Consider the following 16,458-nt stretch of genomic DNA (forward strand, 5'->3'; position numbering starts at 1 on the left):
GGCGGGGAGGACGCGCTCACTGGCTCCCGCTCGCCAGCACGGCGGACGCGATGTTGATGTATTTGCGCCCGTATTCCTGCGCCGTCTCGGCGGCCTCCTTCAGCGAACTGTGTTCGCGCACCGTCGCGAGCTTGATCAGCATGGGCAGGTTCATGCCGGCAATCACTTCCAGCCGCCCCTGGTCCATGATCGAAATCGCCAGGTTGGACGGCGTGCCGCCGAACATGTCCGTCAGAACGATCACGCCCTCGCCCTCGTCGACGTCGCCGACCGCATCCATGATGTCGGTCCGCCGCTGGTCCATGTCGTCATCGGGGCCGATGGAAATGGCGCGGACGTTCTGCTGGGCGCCGACGACGTGTTCGGTGGCGGCGATGAATTCCTCCGCCAGCCGGCCGTGGGTGACCAACACCATGCCGATCATTGTCGCGATGTCTCCGATTCCGTTTTCGTCAGGCCGGGGAGGGAATCACGCCCGGCCGGTCAAGGTCCCGGTGACGAACGGTCACATGATCGGCCAGTCCGCGCAAGCGTTGGCCGAACAGGCTCGCCGCATAGACGGAACGGTGCCGCCCGCCGGTGCAGCCGAAGGCGATCGTCAGGTAGGACTTCCCCTCCGAGCCGTATCGCGGCAACAGCAGCGCCAGCAGATCGGTGGTCTGTTGCAGAAAGGGCTCCCAGGCTTCGTCGGCGCGGATGTGGGCGCGGACGTCCTCGTCGAGGCCGGTTCCGGGCTTCAGCGCCGGCACATAGTGCGGGTTGCGCAGAAAGCGGACGTCGAACACCAGATCGGCGTCCCGCGGCAGGCCGTGGCGGTAGGAGAAGGACGTGACGAAGACCTGCAGCCCGGCCGGCCGTTCCGGGCTGTAGCGCGCGCCCAGCACCCGGCGCAGGTCAGGCAGGGCGAACTCCGAGGTGTCGATCATCTCGTCGGTCCGTTCCCGCAGCACCTCCAGCATGCGCCGCTCCATGCGGATGCCGTCCATCACGGCGCGGTCGGCGGCCAGCGGGTGGCGGCGGCGGGTCTCGGTGAAGCGCCGCTGCAGGACGTCCGGATCGGCATCCAGAAAGCAGAGTTCCACCGACCGGCGGGAACCGGTCCGCAGCGTCTTCAGCATGTCGACCAGATGGTCGGCGTCGAAGCCGCGGGTGCGGGTGTCAATCCCGACGGCGAGCGGCGGCGTCTCGTCTGCGGGAACATTCTCGGCCTCAAGCAGCCGCTCCAGCAGGTTGAGCGGCAGGTTGTCGACGACCTCCCAGCCCATGTCCTCGAGGATCTTCAGGGCCGAGCTCTTGCCCGCGCCGGACATGCCGCTCACCAGCAGCACCCGGCCGCTGTCGGCAATACGTTCTTCGTTCCCGTCGCTCATTCGATCAGCTTCTCCGGATCCGCGAGCGTGCGCAGGAACATGCGCAGCTTAGCGGTCGCCGATTCCTCGAATGGATATAGCTCCAGGAATGGCAGGTTGAAGCCGAGAACAGGCCTTTCGGCCGGATCGGGCATCCGTTTCACGAGAATGCGATTGGCGGTGAGTTCGACCAGCGCCCCCACAGGTGCTTCGGCGGCGCATTCGGATGGCTCCAGCCGCACTATTCCCAGGCCGCGCACCTCGAGAAATCCCCTGATAGGCTCCGGCGCACGCGCCGTCAGCCGTCCCCCGGCGGTCGACAGCGCCGTGCGGTCGTCCGCAACCAGCCGCGCCCCTTCCGCAACCAACCGCAGGGCGAGGTCGGACTTGCCACTGCCGGACGGCCCCTCGAACAGCACCCCGACACCATCCACCTCGACGCAGGTGGCGTGAAGGATCGAGACGCCGCTATCTTTTCGGGATGACGGCATAGACCACCGTGGCCTGGGCGGCGGGCTTCTCCGCTTGTCCGTCGGCGTGGAGCAGGCAGTCGCCGAACATGGTCGTCCGACCTTCCTTGACCACGCGCGCCTCGCAGATCAGGTCGGCGTCGGCCACCGCGCGGAAGAAACTGGTCGACTGCTGCACCGTGGCGATGTTCTCGCCGCCCGACAGGCAGGACCGAATGGCGAAGACCATGGCCGTGTCGGCGACGGCCATCATGGCCTGTCCCGACAGGATCCCGCCCACGCGGTTCAGCCGCTCGTTCTTCGGGATGCGCAGACGCACGCGGCCGCGCTCGATCTCCTCCACGACCAGGCCGAGATCCTTCACCCAGGGGGCGAACCACTCCTCGGCGCCACGGCGGGCTTCCGCCAGCGTCAGTTCCGATGCGCGCGCGTCCATGCCGGCTCCTCCCCCATTGCGGTTGCCTCCCGAACCCGGCGCACACATAAGCAGGGGGCGGCCGCCTTGCAAAGTCCTGAACGGCGAGCGGCCGCCGCCGCCCGCGCGCGCCGCTGGCCTCCAAAATACTTTAAGTATAAAATATCTCCCGCGATGGAGAATGGCCGATGAAGATCAACGTGATAGGCGGGGGGCCGGCCGGGCTCTATCTCGCGATCCTGCTGCGCAAGGCGCGCAGCGATCTGGACGTCACGGTGCATGAACGCAATCGTCCCGACGACACCTTCGGCTTCGGCGTCGTGTTTTCCGACGAGACGCTGGGCCATTTCCGCGACGCTGATCCTGTCAGCTACGAGCAGATCATCGAACGCTTCGCCTACTGGGAAGAGATCGACACCCACTATCGCGGCGAGGTCATCCGCTCGACCGGGCACGGTTTCTGCGGCATCAGCCGTCTGGAGCTGCTGACCATCCTGCGCCAGCGGGCCGAGGACCTGGGCGTCCGAACCATCTTCGAGTCCGATGTCACGGACGTGGAGGCTCTTCGCGACTGCGACCTGCTGGTCGGCGCCGACGGCGTCAACTCGACCGTGCGCTCGGCCTATGCCGGGAGCTTCCACCCGACGGTCGACCTGAAGCGCAACAGGTTCGCCTGGATGGGCTCCACCGCCCCGCTCAAGGCCTTCACCTTCCATTTCAAGGAGAACCGGCACGGCCACTGGATGATCCACGCCTACCGCTTCCGCGGCGAGGCGGCGACCTGGGTCGTCGAGACGACGCCGGAAACCTTCGAGGCAGCCGGTCTGCGCGAGGACGACGAGGAAGGCTCCGTCCGCTATCTGGAAACGCTGTTCCGCGAGGAACTGCAGGGCCACCCGCTGCTCACCAACCGTTCCGTCTGGCGCCGTTTCCCCGCCGTGAGCTGCGAGAGCTGGGTGCACGAGAACGTGGTCATACTGGGGGATGCGGCGCACACGGCGCATTTTTCCATCGGCTCCGGCACCAAGCTGGCCATGGAGGACGCCATCGCGCTGGCAGGATCGGTGCTCGGCCATGGCAATGACGTCAAGGCGGCGCTGGCCCACTACGACGCCACGCGCCGCGAGGAGGTGGAGAAGACCCAGCACGCCGCGAACGTCTCGCTGCAATGGTTCGAGAACGTGAAGCGGAACTTCCGTCTGCCGCCGCTGCAGTTCAACTTCTCCATGCTCTCGCGCTCCAAGCAGATCACCTACGACAACCTGATGATGCGCGACCCGGCCATGGTCGAGACCGCCGGGCGCTGGTTCGTCGACGACTGCCGCGCGAAGGGCCTGCCGGTGCCGGAAAACGAGACGCCGCCGCCGATGTTCACGCCCTTCCGGCTGCGCGGCATGACGCTCGCCAACCGGGTTGTCGTCTCGCCCATGTGCCAGTATTCGGCCAGCGACGGCGTGCCTGACGACTGGCATCTCGTGCATCTGGGCAGCCGCGCCATCGGCGGGGCCGGACTGATCTTCACGGAAATGACGGACGTCTCGGCGGACGCGCGAATCTCGCCCGGCTGCACCGGCCTGTGGAACGCCGAACAGGAGGCCGCGTGGAAGCGCGTCGTCGACTTCGTTCATGCGCGCTCGGCGGCGAAGATCGCCATGCAGCTGGGCCATGCGGGGCGCAAGGGTTCGACCCAGCTCGGCTGGGAGGAGATGGACCGGCCGCTCAGGGAAGGCAACTGGCCGATCGTCTCGGCCTCGCCCATCCCCTACTTCCCCGACAGCCAGGTGCCGAAGGAAATGACGGCCGGTGACATGGACCGGGTGGTCGAGGACTTCGCGGCGGCCGCACGACGGGCCGACCGTGCCGGCTTCGACATGCTGGAGATCCACATGGCGCACGGCTACCTGCTGGCGTCCTTTATCTCGCCGCTGACAAACAGGCGGACCGACGAACATGGCGGGTCCATCGAGAACCGCATGCGCTTTCCGCTGCAGGTGTTCCGCGCGGCCCGGGAGGCCTGGTCCGCGGACAAGCCCATGTCGGTACGCCTCTCGGCCACCGACTGGATGCCGGAGGGTCTGACCGAAGCGGATTTCCTCGCCGCGGCGGCGATGCTGAAGGACGCGGGCGTCGACCTGATCGACGTCTCGGCGGGCCAGACGACGCCTGACCAGCGGCCCGTCTACGGCCGCATGTTCCAGACGCCCTTCGCCGATGCGGTCCGCCAGGACCTCGGCATCCCCACCATGGCCGTCGGCAACATCACCACTGCCGATCAGGTGAACACGATCGTGCTCTCCGGGCGCGCCGATCTGGTGGCCCTGGCCCGCCCGCATCTCGCCGACCCGTACTTCACCCTCCATGCGGCGGCGCACTACGGCTACCGGCCGCAGGCATGGCCCAGCCCTTACCTCGCCGGGCGCGACCAGCTCTACGTCACCACCGCACGCGAGGGCGAGGAACTGGCGGAACTGCGGCGGCAGGCGCGGGCCACAAGGCCGGAAATGACCCGTCTGTCCGCCGACTGAAGCGAAAGGGCCGCTGCGGCTGAACCAGGAGGGTCCAACCGGCCCGGGCCGATGGTCACCGATTGGTCACCGCCCGGCGCGACGCAAGGCGAACGCGCGGCCACGCGACAACTCCCATGTAAAGACATTCATGTTTTCGCGCTACCATAATACTACATGAAGTATTTCTCTTCCCGATTCGACCTAGGCGTGGTACCAGCATGCTGGATCAACCTTGGATGGTAGCAAGATACTTCAAAAAATTACAGTGGGAGCGCAACAAGGAACAGTAATCGGCCTTGTCGGGAGAGCATAGAATTGTACTCTTCTCGCCCCATTTCAAACAAGAACCCATGGGAACAAGCGCGTTCACCGCGTCACCGCATCTACCCCAGTGCAGGAGCGAAGCATGCCGACCGGTTTGTTGACCAAGCAAGTGCGTTGAAAACTAAGTAACCTGCCAATATGTCGATATCAGCGCCAGGACGCATCGGAAAGACCACGCCATGAAAAGCAGAGTAGCGTTGTGAAAGAACATTCTCAGACACCGGGCGGGCGACGCCCCCGGGTGCCCGGCACGGCCGTCCACAAGAGGTCGGTCCGCATCGCCGGCCACCCGACCAGCATTTCCCTGGAAGACGCCTTCTGGGACGCGCTGCGCGAACTGGCGGAAGGCCGGCAGATCAAGTTGAGCGAACTGGTCGAGGAGATCGACGCGAACCGCGAAAGCCAGAACCTTTCGAGCGCCATCCGCGTCTATCTGCTGGAAACCTACAGGCAGGCCCAGGGCGCCGGTGGCAGCGCGCCGCGCACGGAAGCAGGCGGCAGCAGCGCCCACTGAGCGGACCCGCGTCCGGCCTCGCCGGTGTGGTCAGGGCGCGACGCTCAACCGGGGCGCATCCAGGGGCCCAGCAATGGACAGTGTCCCCGGGTCGGCCCCGCCCGCACCCTCCAGACCTCTCAACTCGAGATCGAGCCGCCAACGCGGCAGGTCGATGCTGCCGATTATCGTTGCCGCCCCCCCGGCGTCAGCGAACGGTCTGGTCGTGCGCAGCACCCCGCGGGTGGCCTCGAGCGTTCCTGCCAGGCCTTCCAGATCGGGCGAAGGCAACGTCTCGTCGACGGGATCGAAGGCCAGATCGGCGCGTGTGATCTCGATCCGTCCGGACAGCGCGCGGATCATGTCGAAGGCGGTCACGCCGCGCCCCTCAAGAGCGGCCTCGAAATCGGCATCGCCTTCCAGCGCGGGCAACTCGCCCAGCAGCGCCGCGAGCATCGGGGACAGTTGCACGCCGCGCCCCTGAACCTCGGCCTCGACGAAGGGCACGCCGTCGGCGCCGAACGTCATTCGGCCGCCGATTTCGCCTTCGCCGATGCCGCCGCGCAGGTCCTCCGCCACCATCCGGCCGTCGGAGATGGCGAGCGATGCATGGAACGGCGCCAGCGACAGGCCATCTGCCGTCAGCCGCTCCATGTCGACCGTGGCGTCCAGGCGGACGCCGCGCAGCCAGCTCGTGCCGATCGGAGAGAGCGACCACCGCCGTCCTCCGGTCTCGTTCTCCGCCGCGGATTTCGGCAGGTACGGGCCCAGATCCAGACGGCCGTCGGTCACGTTCGCGACCACTTCCGGCTTGCCGCGCCAGTCGATCCCGACCGCACCGCTCAGGCGATCGTCGCCGGCCCTCGCCTCCAGCTCCGCCAGGCGCAGGCCGAATGCCCCGCCCTCCGCCACAGCAGTCGCGTCCAGCGCCGCGCCGCCGGCCGCCGACGGCCTGTAGCCGCTCCAGAGGCTCTCCATCAGGGCGATGACATCACCATGACGCAGGCGGGCGTCGAAGCGGTAGGCCGTCTCGCCTTCCTCGTTCCCGCCGACCTCGCCGGTCAGGTCCAGCCGCGCCGCCATGGCGTCCATACGGCCTGCAATCCCCAGCCGCTCCGGCGATCCGGTCACCGTCCCTTCGACCGTTACCGGCCCCGCCAGCGCGAAAGGCAGCCGCCAATCCGGAAACGCCAGGCGGCGCAGCGCCGGCGCGCTGGGACTATCCAGACTCACCCTGAGGTCGAGTTGAGGCGCCGCCAACCAGTCGGCGACCGCACCCTCGATGCGTCCGTCCAGTTCCGCCGAACCGAACGCCACGGAGACCGCGGCCGAAGCGAAGCCGCCCTCCAGCCCGGCGTCCAGCGTCGCATCGCGCAAACGGCCGGCCATGCCGCCGCCTGTCGCGCCCAGCGCGCCCAGAAACGCGCCCATGTCCGGCGCCGTGACTTTCGCCTCCAGCGCGAACTGCGGGTTCTCCGGCGTGTCGACCCGGCCCGAAATCAGCACTTCCGCGCCCTGCAGCGCGCCGATACGCAGCGCCGTGAGAGTCAGGTTTCCGTCCAGCAGACCCGCCTCGAGCAGGACGTCCTCGGCCACCTCGGCGCCGGCGACCAGACGGTCGATGCGTATGATGGCGTTGGTATCGAAGCGGTCCAGCAGCGGCAGCCGGGGGGCCGCCGGATCCGGCGTCAGGACGCTCCATCGCCAGGCGCGCAGGCCGAACAGGCCCGCATAGGCGTCGGCATTGATCTGATCGACGGCGACGTCGAGGCTGAAGGACGGGCGCTCGACCAGGGCGATGGCGATCCCGCCGGTCAGCCGCGACTGGTCCAGACGCAGATCGATCCCGGTGATCTGGGCGACGTCGCTGGTAATGCCCACCGCAGCGGACAGGCTGAGATTGCGCAACCGGCCACGGGCATCCAGCGGCACCGTCGCCCCGCTCCATTCAAGCAGGCTGACCAGATTGTCGGAAACCATCTCGACCGAGCCCTCCAGCCGATAGGCGCCGGCCGCGAGACGCAGTTCGCCGGAGAACGCGAGATCCGAACCGCCCGGCAGCAGCGCCGAAACTCGGCCGATCGACAGCGCGCCATTGGCCAGCCGGGCGTCCAGAGTGAACTGGCGTACATAGCCGTCGCCGAACTCCACCAGGCCGACATCCAGACGGATGGCCGCGCCCAGTTCGGGCAGACGATCCAGCGCGCGCGCCGCCGTTGCGGCGCCGTCGGGCCAGTGCCGCAACGAGGCGAGCAGCGGCGGGCCGGCCAGCTTGTCGAAGGCCAGCGCCACATCCAGAGAGGGCGACGCGCCGAGGTCCGCGCTGAACCGGCCCCCGAAGGCGGCGTCGGCCAGCATGCCGCTGATACCGTCGAGCACCAGTTCCGATCCGTCCAGCCGCGCGCCGGCACGGAAGCGCAGCGGCACCGGTTCCTCGCCCGGCGGCACCAGCGCGAAGAGGTTCTCGAATGCGCGCAGATCGGCGATATCCGCCTCGAACTGGCCTTCGGCGACACCGGCGGCCGGATCGGCAAGGCGGCCCTGAAACCGCGCCATGGCGGTGTCGTCCAGATTCATTTCGACGAACAGCGACGGCCGCGCGCCCTGGCCGAGTCTGAAATTGACGTCGACGTCGCGGCCCTGCCAGACCCCGGCCAGATGACCGGTGACGCTTCCTGCGCTGCCGTCCAGGTTGATCTCGCCCGACAGGTCCGATGCGGACAGGGCGCGGCCGGCCGGCTGATCGCGGTAGTTCAGTACGCCGCCGGAAATGCCGAGTACGCTTATCGAGAGACCGTCCCCCTGGTCGGGAGCGCGAAGTCCGGCGTAGTTGGTGCGGCCGGTCAGGTCCGCGTGCAGCGTGATCACCGGCTCTACCAGTTCGATCCGCTCGGCCAGGAACTCGCCTGCCAGCAGACCGCCGAGCGACAGGCGCATCTCGGCGCGCCGCGCGGTCAGGATCGGATCGAGGTCGCGCGCCGAACCGCCCTCCACCACCACGCCGCCGGCGGTAAGCCGGGGCGTCGGCAGGATCCGGAACGCAAGCTCGCCCTCCAGCCGCACCGGCTGACCGAGCGCCCGCGACAGACCGGCCTGGACATCCCCGCGATAGTCCTCCGGATCGATCACCAGCGGCGCGGCGAACAGGACGCCGAAGACGAGCGCGACCAGGATCGCCAGAATGATCAGAAATGCACGCACCTGACGCCCTTGCCGGTTCCTCTGGATTGCCCTGTCGGGAAACGCGCGCCCGTTAAATCACGCACCGCCATGGGAGGCAATCGCAGTGACGGCGGACACCGCGGATGCCGCGGCGCTTGCGCCACCGCCATGATCGGCTAAGCTTCCCGGCATCAAGAGGGGTTGGGTCACGGTGGGCGATCTCTACGACATTGCATGGCCTGGGCGCGGCGCACGCCGTCGCCCGCTTCCCGCGAGGCGGTGAGCATGGCCGAGATCGTCAGCCTCAATCGCTTCCGGAAGACACGCGAACGCGCCAGGGCAGCAGCGCGCGCCGCCGAGAACCGCGTGCGTCACGGCCGTACCGGCGTCGAGAAGCGCCGCGACGCGGACGCGGCGGCAAGGCGTGAACGGCTGCTGGAGGGCGGCCGGTTGACGGACGACAGTGATGGGGACGGCGGCACCGCCGGCGCTCCGTCGAAGAAATAGGAAGCCTCGTCTCGAGGGGGGCAATGGAGGGAGTGCGATGAAAGCATCCGATCTTTTCGTGAAATGTCTGGAAGAAGAAGGCGTCGAAAGGATTTTCGGCGTTCCGGGCGAGGAAAACGCCGACACGATGATCTCGCTGATCGACAGCAAGATCGAATTCGTGCTCTGCCGTCATGAGCAGGCTGCGGCCTTCATGGCCGACGTCTATGGCCGCCTGACCGGCAAGTCGGGCGTCTGCCTGGCCACGCTGGGCCCGGGCGCGACCAATCTGGTCACCGGCATCGCCGACGCCAACATGGACCGCGCGCCGGTCGTCGGCATCATCGGGCAGGCCGGGACCTACCGACTGCACAAGGAAAGCCACCAGAACATGGACTCGATCGCCATGTTCCGCCCCATCACCAAGTGGGCGCAGACCATCTCCAATGCCGGCGCAATCCCCGAGATCGTGCGCAAGGCCTTCAAGACCGCCGAGGCCGAGAAGCCCGGCGCGGTGATGATCGAACTGCCCGAGGACCTGGCCAAGCACCAGGTCGAGGGACGCCCGCCGCTGAAGCCGGTCCGCACCCGACGCCCGGGCGCCGACCACAAGGCGGTCAAGGAAGCCGTCGACGTCATCCTGAAGGCCAAGCGGCCGATGATCCTCGCCGGCAACGGCGCCATCCGGAAGCGTGCCGCCAAGCAGCTCGAGATCATGGCCGAGAAGCTCGGCGTCGGCGTGATCAACACCTTCATGGGCAAGGGCGCGGTGCCGCGGTCGTCGAAGTACTGCCTGTTCACGATGGGCCTGCAGGGCAAGGACCACGCGAACGTCTACATCGACAAGTGCGACACCATCATTTCGGTCGGGTACGACCTGGTCGAGTACAGCCCCAGCCACTGGAACAAGACTCCCGGCAAGAAGATGGTCCATATCGACTTCTGGCCGGCGGAGATCGACAGCGACTACGACGTCACCGTCGACGTCCAGGGCGACATCGCCGACGCGCTCTGGCAGATCAACGAGGAGCTGGACTCCCGCGGCATCAAGGAGCCGCCGTTCAACATCGACGACGTGCAGCCGCTGCGCCAGACGATCCTGGACGACTTCGCCATGGAGAAGGACGACACATCCTTCCCGATGAAGCCGCAGAAGGTGCTGTGGGACGTGCGCGAGTTCCTCGGTCCCGATGACATCGTGCTTTCGGATGTCGGCGCCCACAAGATGTGGATCAGCCGCTACTACCAGTGCGACACGCCGAATACCTGTCTGATCTCCAACGGCTTCTGCACCATGGGCTTCGCGATGCCGGGCTCCATCGGCGCCAAGATCGCCAAGCCCGACAGCAAGGTTCTGGCGATCAACGGCGATGCCGGCTTCATGATGAACGTCCAGGACATGGAGACGGCGGCGCGGCTGGGCATCAACGTCGTCTGGATGGTCTGGTGCGACGGCGAGTACGGCCTGATCAAGTGGAAGCAGCAAAACCAGTTCGACGGCAAGCATTCGGCGCTGTCCTTCACCAACCCGGACTTCGCTGCCATGGCCGCCGCCTTCGGCATCTGGGGCAGGAACCTGAAATCCGCCGAGGAGCTGCCGGCGGCGCTGGAGGAGGCCTTCAAGCAGAAGGGTCCGGCACTGATCGCGCTGCCGATCGACTATGCGGAGAACGTGAAGATGACCCGGCGTCTGGGCGAGCTGGAAGCCGTCATCTGAAACTTCTCGGAACCGGTCAACGGAAGGGGCGGGCCCGCGCGGGTCCGCCCTTTTCCTTTGCGCGATGGACATTTGCGGACCCGCCGACCATCCTCGCCGGGCGCGATTCGGGGAGAAGCGAAACAGGTGCTGCGGCGTCTCTACAACTGGACGATGAGCCTCGCCGCCCATCGGCGGGCGAGCTGGGGCCTGGCGGGAGTGAGTTTCGCCGAATCCAGTTTCTTCCCCATCCCCCCCGATGTCGTTCTCATCCCCATGATCCTTGCGGACCGCCGCAAGGCCTTTCGCTACGCCGTCATCGCCACGGTCTTCTCCGTGCTGGGCGGGCTGCTGGGCTACGCCATCGGCGCCTTCCTGTTCGAGGCCGTGGGCAAGCCGCTGCTGGCGTTCTACGGCGCGCTCGACCAGTTCGCGGAGTTCAGCCTGCGCTACAACGAGGAGGGGGGCTGGATCGTCTTCTTCTTCGGCGTCACGCCCTTTCCCTACAAGGTGATCACCGTGGCTTCGGGCGCCACGGCGCTGAACCTGATTACCTTTGCCGCCGCCAGCATCGCCGCACGGGGCCTGCGGTTCTTCCTCGTCGCCGCCCTGCTGTGGTGGTTCGGCGAACCCATCCGCACCTTCATCGAGCGCTATCTCGGCATCCTCGTCCTGATCTTCACGGTCTGCCTGATCGGCGGCTTCGTCGCCGTGCGCTATTTTCTCTGATTGCCGGCGGGAAGCAGCCCGGCTAGAGGGTTGATCATGAGCCTTTTCGACCGCCTGGACGCCCGCCTGGGACTGGTGATCGCGGCGCTGGCGGCGCTGCCGTTGGCCGCGGCGTTGATCGCCCAGTACGTCTTCGGCCTGGCGCCCTGCCCGCTCTGCGTCTGGCAGCGCTGGCCCTATCTCGCCGCCCTCGTCCTGGGCGCAGCCGCCTGGGCGCTGGGCTGGCGGAGCGGCTGGCTGGCCGCGGCTGCGGCGCTCTGCTTCGCGGCCAGCGCGGGCGTCGGCGTGTTCCATGCCGGCGTCGAGGAAGGTCTCTGGCAGGGACTGGAGACCTGTACCGGCGCGGGCACGCCCGGCGACCTTGACGCCCTGCGCTCCCAGGTGCTGGGAACACAGCCGGCGCGCTGCGACCAGGTGCCCTTCGCGTTTCTCGGCCTTTCGATCGCGGGCTGGAACGTGGTCTATGGCGGGTTCGCGGCCATGCTTGCGCTGACCCTTGCGGTCCGGTCAAGCGGCAGGAGGAGCCGATGAGAAAACCGCTGCCCGGCGACACGCCGCTCGAGGAGCGCATCGCACGCATCATCCGCGTCGACCAGGCCGGCGAGTACGGCGCGAAACGCATCTATGACGGCCAGCTCGCCGTCCTCGGCGGTTCCAGGTCGGTCGAGACGATCCGGCAGATGGCGGACCAGGAACTCCACCACATGGAGACCTTCGACCGCATCATGAACGAGCGCCATGTCCGCCCCACCCTGCTGTCGCCGATCTGGCACGTGGCCGGTTTCGCGCTGGGCGCCGGCACCGCGTTGATGGGCGAGAAAGCGGCCATGGCCTGCACCGAGGCGGTGGAGGAAGTGATCGACGAGCACTACGCGGCCCAGGCCGCGGAGCTGGACGACGACGAGGCGGAATTGCGCGAGACCATCCAGCGGTTTCGCGCCGACGAACTGGAACACCGCGACACGGCGCGCGCCCACGACGCCGCCGGGGCGCCGGGCTACGATCTGCTGACCGCCGGTATCAAGGCCGGCTCGCGTCTCGCCATCTGGCTGTCGACCCGGATCTGAACCCGGAATCCGTGCGGTCCGGCGCACGCCATGTTTACCTTTTCGTTAACCCGCACCCCCTTAGGATGTAGGCTCCCTATGAAGCGGGATGCGTGATGGGTGAGGCGCTGGGTAGCATGACCCGACCGGACGACGCGATGTGGAGAGCGGCCTTCAAGCTGCTGGACGTACCGGCGGCGCTGACCGAGGGCAGCGGAGGCGGTATCCGCGTCGTGGTCGCCAACGCGATGTTCCGCGAACTTCTCCCCGATTCCGAGGCCGGGCGGCGCGATGTCCTCAGCGCAGCGGAAGGACGCAGGGACAGGAATCCCTTTCCCGGTCAGCCCGGCTGGCTGCTCCATGCCAAACCCGTTGGTGACGGACTGACCCTCTGGCAGGCCCAGCGCGAGACCGCCAAGACGGTGACCGACGGCGTCGCCGACTGGGTCGCCTCGGCCACGCTCGGCGACATGGCGATCCTGTTCTTCGACAGCGACGACCGGCTGCGCGCCTACAACGCCGCCATCCGCCACTATTTCCCGCCTTGCGCGGGCTTTCCGGCGCTCGGCGAGACCTTCGAGAGGCAGCTGGACGCGATCATCGAGAGCTACGGCTTCAGCCCGCCCGCCGGCACGGCCCAGGACTGGAAGAACGATCTGATGGCCGGCTTCCACGAACCCGGCAGGCCGAGGCTCGGCCTGACACCCTCGGGCCGCTGGGCGCTGTCCACGACCACTCGTATGGGCGACGGCTCATCGCTGCAGCTCCTGAACGACGTCACCGCCTTCCGCGAACGCGATCAGCAGATGAAGCTGTTCATGCGCAACGCCCGCGGGATCCTGTTCTCCCGCCGGGACCTGGAGAAGGGCGATCTGAAGGTCTGGGGCGATTCACGCGCGCTGGAACTGGCCGACAGCCGACCCTCCGGAAAAGGCGCGGGCGATCAGCTCTCCTGGTTCGATCTGATCGACGAACGCGACCGGGATCGCTATGTCGGCTTCATGAAGGCTCGACGGCCCGAGGACAAGCCCTACTCCATCGAGTTCCGCTTCCGTCACCCCGACAAGGACGAGTTCCGCTGGATCAGGGAGATCGGCTGGACGGTGGTCGACCGTGAAGGCCGGAACTACCTGGACGCCATCTATTTCGACATCACGGAGAACAAGCTGGCCTCCGAGGCGTTGAAGGAGAGCGAGAAGCGGTTCCGCGATCTGACCGAAATGGCCTCCGACTGGTATTTCGAAACCGACGCGGATCTGCGGCTGACCTATCTGTCGGGCCGCTACGAAAGCGTCGGCGGTGTGTCGCCGGAACAGTTCGTCGGCCGGCCCTGGGCGGAAATCGTGGAAATGCGCACGGCCGACCTGGAACCGGCGGACGCAGCCGCATGGTACGATCTGCTGGCGGTCTGGCGCCGTCACGAGGCCTACCGCGACTGGCAGATCAAGTTCTACAACGCCAATGGCGAGCTGAAATACGCGCGCATCAGCGCCGAACCCCAGTATGACGCGGACGGCGCCTTCAAGGGCTACCGCGGCATCGGCCGCGACGTGACCGCCCTGACCCAGGCGCAGAACCGGGCGCTGAAGTCGCTGGAGCGGGCCGAGCAGGCGAACGCCGCGAAGTCCGCCTTCATCGCCAATGTCAGCCACGAACTGCGGACGCCGCTCAACGCCATTCTCGGCTTTTCCGCCATCATGTCCGACCAGTTGCTCGGCCCCATCGGCAACGAGCGTTACCGCGGCTACGCCATCGACATCGCCGCCAGCGGCGAACACCTGCTGAGTCTGGTCAACGACCTGCTGGATATCTCCAAGGTCGAGGCCGGACGCTACACCATCGAGGACGAGAACGTCGACTTCAGGGCGGAGATCGAGCGCATCATCCATCTGCTGGGCGTCGATATCGAGAGCAAGGAACTGGTGCGCGCCTATGGCGAGGGGCCGTACATGGTCCGCGCCGACCGGCGGGCCGTGCGCCAGATGCTGATCAACCTGATCGGCAATGCGGTGAAATACACCGGCGACGACGGCCGCATCGCCATCGGCATCGGCGAGACCGACCGCGGACAGCCCTTTGTCGAGATCGCCGACAACGGCGTCGGCATTCCCCAGGACGATCTGCATCAGGTGCTCGAGCCTTTCGGCCGGGCGCGCTCGGAAATTGCGGCGGAAGGCACTGGCCTCGGCCTGCCGCTGACACGGCGGCTGATGGAACTGCATGGCGGTTCGCTGCTGATCGACAGCACCCAGGGCCGGGGCACGCGCGTACGCATGATCTTCCCCGCCGAACGCGCGACCGCCGTCGCGCTGCCCGACGCCGTTACGGGCTGATCACCTTTCCCGGATTCATGATGTTGTCCGGATCGAGCATGCGCTTGATCGAGGCCATCAGCTCCAGTTCGACCTCCGACTTGTAGCGCCGCACCTCGTCGCGTTTCAGCCGGCCCAGCCCGTGCTCGGCGCTGATCGAGCCGCCCATTTCGTGGACGATGCCGTGCACCACGTCGGCGACCTCCTGCCAGCGGGCGAGATAGGCCTCGGTGTCGGCGCCTTCGGGCTGCAGCGGATTGTAGTGGACATTGCCATCGCCGATATGGCCGAAGGCGAGCGAGCGGAAGCCCGGAATCACCTCTTCCAGCGCGCGGTCGGCGCGGTCGATGAAGGCCGGCATCTTCGGCACGGGGATCGAGACGTCGTGCTTGATGGAACCGCCGGCGAGTTTCTGGGATTCGGAGAGACCTTCGCGCAACGCCCAGAGCTGCTGCGCCTGCGCTTCGGACTCGGCGATCGTGGCGTCGGCCACCAGTTCCTTCTCGTAGCCGCGCGCCAGCGCCGTCTCCATGGCCTCGCGCAGGGCGCCCCCGCCCTCGCCCGAGGACATCTCGATCAGCACGTACCAGGGATGGACGTCACCGAAGGGATCGCGCGCGTCCGGCAGGGATTTCAGCACCAGTTCGAGCCCGAGCCGGGGCAGGATCTCGAAACCCGTGACCTGGCCCCCGGAAACGTCCTTGGCAAGCGACAGCAGTTCGACGGCGGCCTCGGGATTCGGGATCGCGGCGAACGCCACCTGCCGGTCCGCGGGCCTGGGGTAGAGCTTCAGCACCGCCGCCGTGATGACGCCCAGCGTCCCCTCCGCGCCAATGAAGAGATGCTTCAGGTCGTAGCCGGTATTGTCCTTGCGCAGGCCGCGCAGCCCGTTCCAGACACGGCCGTCGGGCAGCACCACTTCCAGGCCCAGCACCAGATCGCGCATGTTGCCGTAGCGCAGCACCGCCGTGCCGCCGGCGTTGGTCGAAAGGTTGCCGCCGATCTGGCAGGTGCCTTCGGAGGCGATGCGCATCGGGAACAGCCGTTCGGCCTCGTCCGCCGCCGCCTGCACGTCGGCCAGGATGCAGCCCGCCTCCACGGTGATGGTGTCGTTCAGCGGATCGACCGCGCGCACGCGGTTCATGCGGCCGAGCGAGAGAACGATCTCGTCGCCGCCCTCGAAGGGAATGGAGCCGCCCACCAGTCCGGTATTGCCGCCCTGGGGCACGATCGCGGTGCCCGTCTCGGCGCAGATGCGCACGATCTCCGCCACCTCCGCGGTCGACGACGGCCGCAGCACCAGCGCCGACTTGCCGCGCCACTTGTCGCGCCACTCGACCAGATAGGGCGCCATGTCGTCCGGATCGGTGATCGCGCCCTGCGGCCCGACGACCGCGATCAGCCTTTCAATCGTGCCGCGCGCAATCTCGTTCATGCAACCAATGTAATGCAGAACGCCTGTGGCCGCA

14 protein-coding genes are annotated in these 16,458 nt (G+C 67.3%); 8 read left to right on the forward strand and 6 right to left on the reverse strand.

Translation table 11 applies throughout. The features are described from left to right. Positions 1–16: 16 nt before the first annotated feature. The 4 genes from TEF_16540 to TEF_16555 are packed head-to-tail and all read right to left on the reverse strand — an operon-like array spanning position 17 to position 2,255. A complete protein-coding gene (locus TEF_16540; protein ANK82217.1) occupies positions 17–424 on the reverse strand; it encodes a PTS fructose transporter subunit IIA in 408 nt (135 codons plus the stop codon). 28 nt (positions 425–452) lie between these two features. Next, positions 453–1,370 (reverse strand): RNase adaptor protein RapZ, encoded by a 918-nt coding sequence (locus TEF_16545; protein ID ANK82218.1) that lies wholly within the window; start codon positions 1,368–1,370, stop codon positions 453–455. Then, positions 1,367–1,807, reverse strand: a complete 441-nt coding sequence (locus tag TEF_16550; GenBank protein ANK83557.1) for a hypothetical protein — start codon at positions 1,805–1,807, stop codon at positions 1,367–1,369. Before TEF_16550 ends, TEF_16545 begins: the two co-directional genes overlap by 4 nt. 10 nt (positions 1,808–1,817) lie before the next feature. Further along, entirely contained in the window at positions 1,818–2,255 is a 438-nt protein-coding gene (locus TEF_16555) for a hypothetical protein (protein ANK82219.1), read from the reverse strand. Between the two features lie 167 nt (positions 2,256–2,422). On the opposite strand from TEF_16555, the gene TEF_16560 reads away from it, so the two are divergent. Together TEF_16560 and TEF_16565 are read left to right on the forward strand one after the other, a co-directional pair. Next, entirely contained in the window at positions 2,423–4,759 is a 2,337-nt protein-coding gene (locus TEF_16560) for a salicylyl-CoA 5-hydroxylase (GenBank protein ANK82220.1), read from the forward strand. A 547-nt stretch (positions 4,760–5,306) separates the two neighbouring features. Then, positions 5,307–5,579, forward strand: coding sequence for a hypothetical protein (locus TEF_16565; GenBank protein ID ANK82221.1), 273 nt, complete (start codon positions 5,307–5,309; stop codon positions 5,577–5,579). Between the two features lie 30 nt (positions 5,580–5,609). Here the strand turns inward: TEF_16565 and TEF_16570 are convergent, their stop codons facing one another. Further along, positions 5,610–8,759, reverse strand: a complete 3,150-nt coding sequence (locus TEF_16570) for a hypothetical protein (GenBank protein ANK82222.1) — start codon at positions 8,757–8,759, stop codon at positions 5,610–5,612. Between the two features lie 246 nt (positions 8,760–9,005). On the opposite strand from TEF_16570, the gene TEF_16575 reads away from it, so the two are divergent. From TEF_16575 to TEF_16600, 6 genes are all read left to right on the forward strand, one after another. Further along, complete coding sequence (locus TEF_16575) at positions 9,006–9,227, forward strand: hypothetical protein (protein ANK83558.1); 222 nt, start codon at positions 9,006–9,008, stop codon at positions 9,225–9,227. 37 nt (positions 9,228–9,264) lie between these two features. Continuing rightward, positions 9,265–10,923 (forward strand): acetolactate synthase, encoded by a 1,659-nt coding sequence (locus TEF_16580; protein ID ANK82223.1) that lies wholly within the window; start codon positions 9,265–9,267, stop codon positions 10,921–10,923. A gap of 126 nt (positions 10,924–11,049) precedes the next feature. Continuing rightward, a complete protein-coding gene (locus TEF_16585) occupies positions 11,050–11,631 on the forward strand; it encodes a cytochrome B (protein ANK82224.1) in 582 nt (193 codons plus the stop codon). A 36-nt stretch (positions 11,632–11,667) separates the two neighbouring features. Beyond that, entirely contained in the window at positions 11,668–12,162 is a 495-nt protein-coding gene (locus TEF_16590) for a hypothetical protein (protein ID ANK83559.1), read from the forward strand. Then, complete coding sequence (locus TEF_16595; GenBank protein ID ANK82225.1) at positions 12,159–12,698, forward strand: ubiquinone biosynthesis protein UbiB; 540 nt, start codon at positions 12,159–12,161, stop codon at positions 12,696–12,698. Before TEF_16590 ends, TEF_16595 begins: the two co-directional genes overlap by 4 nt. Before the next feature lie 116 nt (positions 12,699–12,814). Further along, positions 12,815–15,010, forward strand: a complete 2,196-nt coding sequence (locus tag TEF_16600; GenBank protein ANK82226.1) for a hypothetical protein — start codon at positions 12,815–12,817, stop codon at positions 15,008–15,010. Here the strand turns inward: TEF_16600 and TEF_16605 are convergent. Continuing rightward, a complete protein-coding gene (locus TEF_16605; GenBank protein ANK82227.1) occupies positions 15,000–16,424 on the reverse strand; it encodes a hydroxyacid dehydrogenase in 1,425 nt (474 codons plus the stop codon). The genes TEF_16600 and TEF_16605 overlap by 11 nt on opposite strands. Between the last annotated feature and the right edge of the window lie 34 nt (positions 16,425–16,458).

The sequence above is a fragment of the Rhizobiales bacterium NRL2 genome, from assembly GCA_001664005.1.
Taxonomy (GTDB): domain Bacteria; phylum Pseudomonadota; class Alphaproteobacteria; order Minwuiales; family Minwuiaceae; genus Minwuia.